This window comes from Micromonospora sp. ATA51 (assembly GCF_016802855.1).
In the GTDB taxonomy this organism is placed as follows: domain Bacteria; phylum Actinomycetota; class Actinomycetes; order Mycobacteriales; family Micromonosporaceae; genus Micromonospora; species Micromonospora sicca.
In genome coordinates, this window is sequence record NZ_JAEVHJ010000531.1 from 1 (window position 1) to 2,675 (window position 2,675).

Annotated in this window: 2 pseudogenes; both read left to right on the forward strand. The window is 73.9% G+C overall.

The features are described from left to right. Positions 1-50: 50 nt before the first annotated feature. A pseudogene (murG, locus tag JNW87_RS37250) lies at positions 51-1,157 on the forward strand (undecaprenyldiphospho-muramoylpentapeptide beta-N-acetylglucosaminyltransferase). Positions 1,158-1,188: 31 nt separating this feature from the next. After that, positions 1,189-2,669: pseudogene (gene murC, locus JNW87_RS37255) on the forward strand (UDP-N-acetylmuramate--L-alanine ligase). Positions 2,670-2,675: the final 6 nt, after the last annotated feature.

The window sequence follows — 2,675 nt, forward strand, 5'->3', positions numbered from 1 at the left end:
GCCCGGCCGAGCCGGACGCGCGCCGGCACGGCGAGCGAGAGGAGACGCTGATGGGTCCGCTGCGGTTCGGTGGTGCTTTGTGGAGGGGGCACGGGGGGACACATCTACCGTTGCTGGCTTTCGCCGACTGCCTGCGCCGTCACGACCCGCGCGTCCGGATCACCTGCCTGGGCACCCCGAAGGGCCTGGAGAACGAGCTGATCCCGCCGGCCGGCTACGACCTGCGGCAGATCCCGGCCTACCAGCTGCCCCGCTCGGTGAACATGAGCCTGGTCCGGACCCCGGACCGGATGTGGAAGGCGGCCCGCGCGGCGGGCAAGGTGATCGACGAGGTGCAGGCCGACGTCGTGGTCGGCTTCGGCGGGTACGTCTCGGTCCCCGGTTACCTCGCCGCCTGGCGGCGCGAGCTGCCGATCGTCATCCACGAGGTGAACGTGCCCCCGGGCGTGGCCAACCGGCTCGGGATGAAGTTCACCAAGAACGTCGCCGTGGGCTTCCCGCACCAGCCGGCGCAGGCCGAGTCGCTGCGCGACGCCCGGGTGGTCGGCGTGCCGCTGCGCCGGGGTATCGCCGGGCTGGACCGGGCGGCGATGCGGAACGCCGCGCGCGCCCACTTCGGACTCCGCCCCGACCTGCCGGTGCTCTTCGTCGCCGGCGGCTCGCAGGGCGCCCGCTCGATCAACCTGGCGGTCTCCGGGGCGGCCAAGGAACTGGCCCGCAACGGCGTGCAGGTGCTGCACGTCATCGGCGCCCGCAACGAGCCGGTGTCGGTCCCCACCGACCTGCCGGTGCCGTACGTGACCCTGCCCTACCTGTCCGAGATGGAGCTGGGCTACGCGGCCGCCGACCTGATGCTGGCCCGAGGCGGGGCGATGACCTGCGCCGAGGTGGCCGCGATCGGGCTGCCCGCCATCTACGTGCCGTACCCGCACAGCAACCAGGAGCAGAAGCGCAACGCGCTGCCCGTGGTGGAGGCCGGCGGCGGGCTGCTCGTCGACGACGCCGAGCTGACCCCGGACTGGCTGGAGCGGACGATCATCCCGCTGATCCGGGACCCGCAGCGGCTCGCCGCGATGGGCGCCGCCGCGGGCGGGTACGGGCGCCGCGACGGCGATGTCGCGCTGCTGAACTTCGTCTACGAGGCGGTGGCCCGATGACGTCGGCCACCGCGACGGGAAGGTACTCGGAATGAACACCGCGCAGTTCACGCCCGCCGGCACGCTGACCGCGGAGGACCTGGGCCGGATCCACCTGATCGGGGTGGGCGGGGTCGGCATGAGCGGCCTGGCCCGGCTCTTCCTCACCCGGGGGCTGCCGGTCTCCGGCAGCGAGCTGCGGGAGTGGCCGTCCCTGGCCGGCCTGCGGGCGCTCGGCGGCACGATCCACATGAGCCACGAGGCGTCCAACCTCGACGGCGTGGACACCGTGGTCTACTCCTCGGCCATCCCGCAGGACCACCTGGAGATGGCCGAGGCGCGCCGGCGGGGCCTGCGGGTGCTGCACCGCTCCGAGGCCCTGGCGGCGGCGATGACCGGCCGGCGCACGGTGGCGGTGGCCGGCACCCACGGCAAGACCACCACCACGTCGATGGTGACCATGGTGCTCCAGCAGGCCGGCGCCGACCCGTCCTTCGTGATCGGCGGGGAGATCTCCGAGGTGGGCTCCGGCGCGCACCACGGCACCGGCGAGTACTTCGTGGTCGAGGCGGACGAGAGCGACCGCTCGTTCCTGATCTACCGGCCGTACGTCTCGATCATCACCAACATCGAGGCGGACCACCTCAACACGTACGGCGACCTGGCGAACCTGGAGGCGACGTTCGCCGAGTTCGCCCGGCTCACCGACCCGGACGGGTTCATCATCACCTGCGCCGACGACGCGGGTGGCCGGCGGCTGGCCGCGACGCTGCGGGCGGAGGGGCGCCGGGTCTGGACGTACGGCGAGGCCCCCGACGCGACCTGCGGCTGAGCGAGATGGCCTCCTCCGCGCAGGGGGTGCGCTTCCTGGCCGAGATCGAGGGCCGGTCGCTGGGCGAGATCCGGCTGCGTCCCGGGCCGGCACATGGGGATGAACAGCGCCTCTGCGGTGCTCGCGGCGTACCTGCTGGAGCTGCCGATCGAGGCGGCGGAGGCCGCGCTGGGCGCGTTCCCCGGCGTCCGGCGGCGGTTCGAGCGCAAGGGCGTCGCGGACGGCGTGCTGGTCTACGACGAGTACGCGTACCACCCGACCTCGATGACGCTGGCCCTGCAGACGTTGCGCGAGGTGGCCGGCGAGGGCCGGTTGATCGTGGTCTTCCAGCCGTACCGGCTGTACCGCACCCGGGACCTGCAGGCCGACATCGCCGGGGCGCTCGGCATCGCCGACGAGCTGGTGCTGCTGGAGGTCTTCGGCCCCGGTGAGCTGCGGCAGCCCGGCGAGGGCTCGGCCGCGCTGGTCGAGGCGGTGCCGCTGCCGGCCGACCGGAAGGTCTTCGTGGACTCCTGGGACGAGGCGCCGGCCGAGGTGGCCCGGCGGGCCCGGCCGGGCGACGTCGTGGTGTGACCATGGGCGCGCCGCCCATCTCGCTGATGGGCGACCAGCTGCTCGACGCGCTGCTGGCCCGGACCGGCGGTGCGACGGCCGTGGGCGCCGCCGTCGACACGGACGGCGCGGCCGCCGCGGCCGGATGAGTCCCG